The organism is Streptomyces hainanensis, assembly GCF_004348415.1.
In the GTDB taxonomy this organism is placed as follows: Bacteria; Actinomycetota; Actinomycetes; order Streptomycetales; family Streptomycetaceae; genus Streptomyces; species Streptomyces hainanensis.
Map to the genome: position 1 here is coordinate 1 of NZ_SMKI01000471.1, position 5,775 is coordinate 5,775.

Sequence of the window (5,775 nt, forward strand, 5' to 3'; positions counted from 1 at the left end):
TGGGAGCGATGTCCCACGACGACCTGGGGGGCTGGGGCAGTGGGGCAGGGTACTGCATCGCCGACAAAAAGATGCACCGCTTGGGAATTCTGTCCGGATTACCGTCGTTGATTCGTTATGGATGCGGGAGGCAAGGGGGCGTCCCGGTCCCGGTCCGACAAGGACCTCGTTTTTGAGCGGTTCGAGTGGAAAATGATCACTTCGCAAGGGAGCACGCGTATGGCAACCCGTGCCGTCGCCCGGCGTTCGGACACCGATGGCAGTGTCGAGACGACGGGCAGTGTCCGGTCCAGCGCAGGCAGCGATGCCACGGAGCGCGACCTGGTCGGGATGTATCTGGATGAGATAGCCCGCACCCCGCTGCTTGACGCGGCGAAGGAGGTCGAGCTCTCCCTCGCGATCGAAGCCGGTCTGTATGCGGAGCACATCCTCTCGGGCGAGGCGGAGCCGGTCGGGGGTGGCGCTGCGGCGTCCGCCTCCGAGGACGAGCTGAAGGAGCTCGTCCGGGCCGGTGAGCGCGCCAAGGATGTGTTCATCCGTTCCAACCTGCGGCTGGTCGTGGCGGTCGCGCGGCGGTACCCGCGGAGCGGGCTGCCGCTGCTCGACCTGATCCAGGAGGGCAACGCCGGCCTGGTCCGGGCCGTGGAGAAGTTCGACTACAGCAAGGGATTCAAGTTCTCGACGTACGCGACGTGGTGGATCAGGCAGGCCATCACCCGGTCGATAGCCGACCAGTCGCGCACCATCCGGCTGCCCGTCCACCTGGTCGAGGAGCTCGGCCGGATCCGGCGGGTGCAGCGGGAGTTCAACCGCGAGCACGGCCGCGAGCCGGAGCCCGCGGAGGTGGCGAAGGAGCTGGGTTCGACGCCGGAGCGCGTCCAGGACGTGTTGGACTGGGCCCGCGATCCGGTCAGCCTGAACATGTCGGTGGACGACGAGGGCGAGACGCAGTTCGGTGACCTGCTCGAGGACACCTCGGCGTCGACGCCGGAGCAGTCGGTGCTGGTGATGTTGCGCCGGGAGGGTCTGGAAGACCTGATCGGCCGCCTCGACCCGCGCACCGCGGCCATCATCAGGGCGCGGTACGGCATAGAGGACGGCCGGGAGCGCACGCTCACCGAGGTGGGCAAGCAGCACGGGCTCACCCGGGAGCGGATCCGCCAGATCGAGAAGCACGCGCTCCTCGAGCTGAAGCGGATGGCCAACGACTCGGGCTTCGACGCGGCGGCGTGACGGGCGGCCGGTCCGGCCGCGGGCGGTAGCCCGCCGGTCCCGACCGGCCCCGCCGGCCACCGGTGGCCAACCGAACAGCGGGAGACCGCGAGCCTCGGCGCCGAGCGCGGCGCCGAGGCTTTGTGATGCCCGAAGGCCCTCGCAGGGCCCCCTCCCCCGGGCGACCTCTCATGCGATCCCCCACGCGCCACCCATGTGACCCAGAACACACCGGTCCGCGAAATAACCGGGGACGCCGTCTCCGTTTGAAGTATTGTCCGACACAACCGGGGAGCGGATCCCCGGTTGTTCACCGCGGCGCCGACCGGCGTTCGCGCACCGGGTTCCAGGGAGGGGCATCGTGAGCACCATCGCCAACGCCAGCGCGCCACGTCTGCGCGCCGACGCCCTGCGCAACCGGGAGCGCATCCTCGTCGCGGCGCGTGAGTCCTTCTGCCTCCACGGGGTGGACGCGCCCCTGGACGAAATCGCTCGACGCGCCGGAGTCGGCAATGCCACCCTGTACCGTCACTTTCCCGACCGGAAGTCGCTCCTTCTCCATGTCCTGCTCTACGTGAACCAACGGATCATCGACCTGGTCGAGAAGTCCCTGGTCGAGGAGTCCGATCCCTTCGAGGCCCTGCGCGGCCTCGTGCTCAGCGGGGTCAGGGAGCGCGTGGGCGGCCTCTCGCCGCTGCTCGCCACCGAGGTCGACCACGAGGATCCGCTCCTCAAGGCCAGCAAGCGGCGGATGCACGAGGTCACCGAGCAGCTGATCCAGCGGGCCCACGCGTCGGGGCAGCTCCGGCGCGACGTGGGCCCGGGGGACCTGATGATCGCGATCGTCCGGCTCACCCTGCCGCTGCCCGGCTCCGCCTGCGGGGGCAGCGACGACCTGGCCATGCGGCATCTGGAGATCTTCCTCGACGGGCTGCGCACTCCGGCACGCAGCGAGCTGCCGGGCCCACCGAGGACCCTCGGGGACCTCAAGGACGAGTTCTGCTGACCAACGCGTCGCGCGGCTGACGCCGCCGAGACCAGAGCGAGCGCCGCAGCGACGCGGCGATGAGTTTGCCCTCCCATCCGGGTCTGCCTCGGTGAAGGCGCGCCCTTTGGGAGCCATTTACGGCCATAAAACACCGCAACGAACCGTGAGGTACCACCCCTATGCCACCCCAACCCGCTGTCAGCCACGCTGACAGCGTTCCCGACCCCAGGCGCTGGACGGCGCTGATATTCATCGCCATCGCGCAGCTGATGGTCGTCCTCGACGGCACCGTGGTGAACATCGCGCTGCCGTGGGCCCAGCAGGACCTCGACATCAGCCAGGCCAACACGCAGTGGGTGATCACCTCCTACGCGCTGGCCTTCGGCGGACTGCTGCTCTTCGGCGGCCGCATAGCCGACCTGTGGGGCCGGCAGCGCGCCTTCGTCATCGGCCTGATCGGCTTCGCGCTCGCCTCCGCCCTGGGCGGCGCGGCCACCAACCAGGCCATGCTGTTCGGCTCCCGCGCCCTGCAGGGCGTCTTCGGCGCGCTGCTCGCGCCCGCCGCGCTCTCGCTGCTGACCGTGCTGTTCACCGACACCAAGGAGCGCGCCAAGGCGTTCGGCGTCTACGGCGCCATCGCCGGTGCCGGCGCGGCCGTCGGCCTGCTGCTCGGTGGCACGCTCACCGAGTACCTGGACTGGCGCTGGACGTTCTACGTGAACATCCCGTTCGCCGTGGTCGCCGCCATCGGCGCCATCATGGTGATCCGCGAGCCCGAGTCGGCCCGCAACCACTCGCGCCTCGACATCCCCGGCGTGGTCCTCGCCTCCGCCGGCCTCGTCGCCCTGGTCTACGGGTTCACCCGCGCCGAGCACGAGGGCTGGGGCGAGGGGGTCACCGTGTCGATGTTCATCGCCTCCGCGGTGCTGCTGGCGCTGTTCGTCCTCGTCGAGTCCCGGACGAAGGCGCCGACGCTGCCGCTGCGGGTCATCACCGACCGGAACCGGGGCGGGGCGTACCTCGCACTCGGCATGGCGATCATCGGCATGTTCGGTCTGTTCCTGTTCCTGACCTACTACCTCCAGGTGGTGCGCGGCTACTCGCCGGTCAGGACCGGCTTCGCGTTCCTGCCGATGGTGGTGGGCATGGTCATCGGTTCGACGCAGATCGGCGCCCGCTTCGTGACCCGGGTGGCCCCGCGGAACCTGATGGTGCCGGGCCTGCTGACCGCCGCGCTCGGCATGCTGCTGCTGACCCAGATGAGCCTGGACAGCTCGTACGCCGGGCTGCTGATGCCGGCGATGGTGCTGCTCGGCCTGGGCATGGGCACGTCGTTCATGCCGGCCATGAGCCTGTCCACGGCGGGCGTGCGCCCGACCGACGCCGGCGTGGCGTCGGCCATGGTGAACGTGTCGCAGCAGGTGGGCGGCGCGATCGGCATCGCCGCGCTGAACACGATCGCCACCAGCGCCACCGCCTCGTACGCCCAGGAGAACGGGGTGCTTCCGATCGACCCGGCCGCGATGGTGGAGGGCTTCACCTCCGCGATCTGGTGGGCCTTCGGCATCCTGGTGGGCGCCGCCGTGGTCGCCGGTCTGCTGATCAACAGCAAGGGCCCGCAGGCCAGGCCCGAGGGCGAGGAGGGGCTCGGCGAGGCGGAGCCGGTTCCGGTGATGGCGCACTGAGCCGTCCCCGCTCCCCGGGCTCCGTCCCGCCCGAATCCTCGGCCACCGGCCCCGCGGCATCCGCCGCGGGGCCGGTGGCCGTTTCGGTGAAGCCAGGGAAGCCGGGCAGCCAGGGAAGCCGGGGAAGCCGGGGAAGCCCGCTTACGCCCGGCCTGTTTCCGGATCTGTTTACTTTGTCGCACCACGGGCGTAACATCCGAGCCCAACCACAGATATCTGGGCAGAGAACGGACAGAAACACAGATGTACGCACCCGAGCGGCAGCAGGCGATCCTCCGGCTCGCCAGGGAGCGCGGCCGGGCCGAGGTTCTCGCGCTCGCCGACGAGTTCCAGGTCACCGCCGAGACGATCAGGCGCGACCTGAAGACCCTGGTGAAGGCCGGCGTGCTGCGCCGGGTGCACGGCGGCGCCATCCCCGTGGGCCGGCTCGACTTCGAACCGGACCTCACCGAGCGCGAGGCGACGGCCGTCGCCGAGAAGGAGCGCATCGCGCTCGCCGCCCTCGCCGAACTGCCCGACGAGGGCAGCGTGATCCTCGACGCCGGCACCACCACGGCGGCGCTCGCCGCCGCCCTGCCGCTGGACTCCGCGCTCACCGTCGTCACCCACGCGCTGCCGCTGGCCGCCCGGCTCGCCGACCACCCGGGCATCGAGCTGCACGTGGTCGGCGGCCGGGTCAGGCACCGCACCCGGGCCGCCGTCGACGCCTGGGCGCTGCGCACCTACGGCGAGATCACGGCCGACGTGGTCTTCCTCGCCACCAACGGATTCGGCCCCGAGTCCGGCCTCACCACCCCCGACCTCGCCGAGGCCGCGGTGAAGCGGGCGCTGATCGGCGCCGCCCGCCGCGTGGTGCTGCTCGCCGACTCGCGGAAGTTCGGCCAGGAGCACTTCGCCAGGTTCGGCGCGCTGCGCCAGGTCGACGTGCTGATCACCGACCCCGGGCTCGGGGACGCCGACGCCCGCGCCATCGAGGCGATCGGCACGGAGGTGCGACGCGCGTGATCCTCACCGTCACCCCCAATCCCAGCCTGGACCGGGCCTACGAGATCCCGGCGCTGGAGCGCGGCGCCGTGCTGCGCGCCGGCGGCGACCGCGTCGACCCCGGCGGCAAGGGAGTCAACGTCTCGCGCGCGGTGGCCGCGGCCGGGCATCGCACCACCGCCGTGGTGCCGCTCGGCGGCCCGGAGGGCGCGCTGCTCGGGCAGCTGCTGACCGGGCAGGGCATCGAGGTCGCGGCCGTGTCGATCGCCGGCCGCACCCGGGTCAACATCTCGGCCGTCGAGCCCGACGGCACCCTCACCAAGCTCAACGCGGCCGGACCCCGGCTGACCCCGGCCGAGAGCGAGGCGCTGCTCGAGGCCGCCGGCGAGCACGCCGCGGCCGCCGCCTGGACCGCGTGCTGCGGCAGCCTGCCGCGCGGGCTCGACGACGCCTGGTACGCGCGGCTCGTCGCCCGCACCCACCGGGCCGGCGCCCGGATCGCGTTGGACACCTCGGGCCCCGCGCTGCTGCGGGCGCTCGCCGAGCGACCGGACGTCATCAAGCCCAACGCCGAGGAGCTGGCCGCCGCGGTGGGCCGGGACCTGGCCACCGTCGGCGAGGCCGCCAAGGCCGCCGAGGAGCTGCGCGAGGCGGGCGCGGGCGCCGTGCTCGCCAGCCTGGGCGCAACGGGCCAGCTGCTCGTCGACGACTCCGGGCTGTACTTCGGCACCGCGCCGGTCGCCGCGGTGCGCAGCGACGTCGGCGCGGGCGACGCGTCACTCGCCGAGCGGCACGCGCGGGCCGGCGGCCGGGCGTTCCTGGCCCGCTTCGCCCGCCGGCGCGGGGCGGCCAGGCCGTGGCACGGGGCGGACGTCCCCTTCGCCTTCGGCAACCTGGACGCCGTCG

The 5,775-nt window shown here is 72.0% G+C and carries 5 protein-coding genes; all 5 read left to right on the forward strand.

Annotation, left to right across the window (positions count from 1 at the left end; genetic code table 11):
* Nucleotides 1–219: 219 nt before the first annotated feature.
* Entirely contained in the window at nucleotides 220–1,233 is a 1,014-nt protein-coding gene (locus tag E1283_RS30320; RefSeq protein WP_132821377.1) for a sigma-70 family RNA polymerase sigma factor, read from the forward strand.
* A gap of 337 nt (nucleotides 1,234–1,570) precedes the next feature.
* Complete coding sequence (locus E1283_RS30325) at nucleotides 1,571–2,218, forward strand: TetR/AcrR family transcriptional regulator (protein WP_132821381.1); 648 nt, start codon at nucleotides 1,571–1,573, stop codon at nucleotides 2,216–2,218.
* Between the two features lie 161 nt (nucleotides 2,219–2,379).
* A complete protein-coding gene (locus E1283_RS30330) occupies nucleotides 2,380–3,885 on the forward strand; it encodes an MFS transporter (RefSeq protein ID WP_132821378.1) in 1,506 nt (501 codons plus the stop codon).
* Between the two features lie 243 nt (nucleotides 3,886–4,128).
* Nucleotides 4,129–4,890, forward strand: a complete 762-nt coding sequence (locus E1283_RS30335) for a DeoR/GlpR family DNA-binding transcription regulator (protein WP_132821379.1) — start codon at nucleotides 4,129–4,131, stop codon at nucleotides 4,888–4,890.
* A partial coding sequence (locus E1283_RS30340) for a 1-phosphofructokinase family hexose kinase (RefSeq protein ID WP_132821380.1) occupies nucleotides 4,887–5,775 on the forward strand: 889 nt, incomplete at its 3' end. The genes E1283_RS30335 and E1283_RS30340, both read left to right, overlap by 4 nt.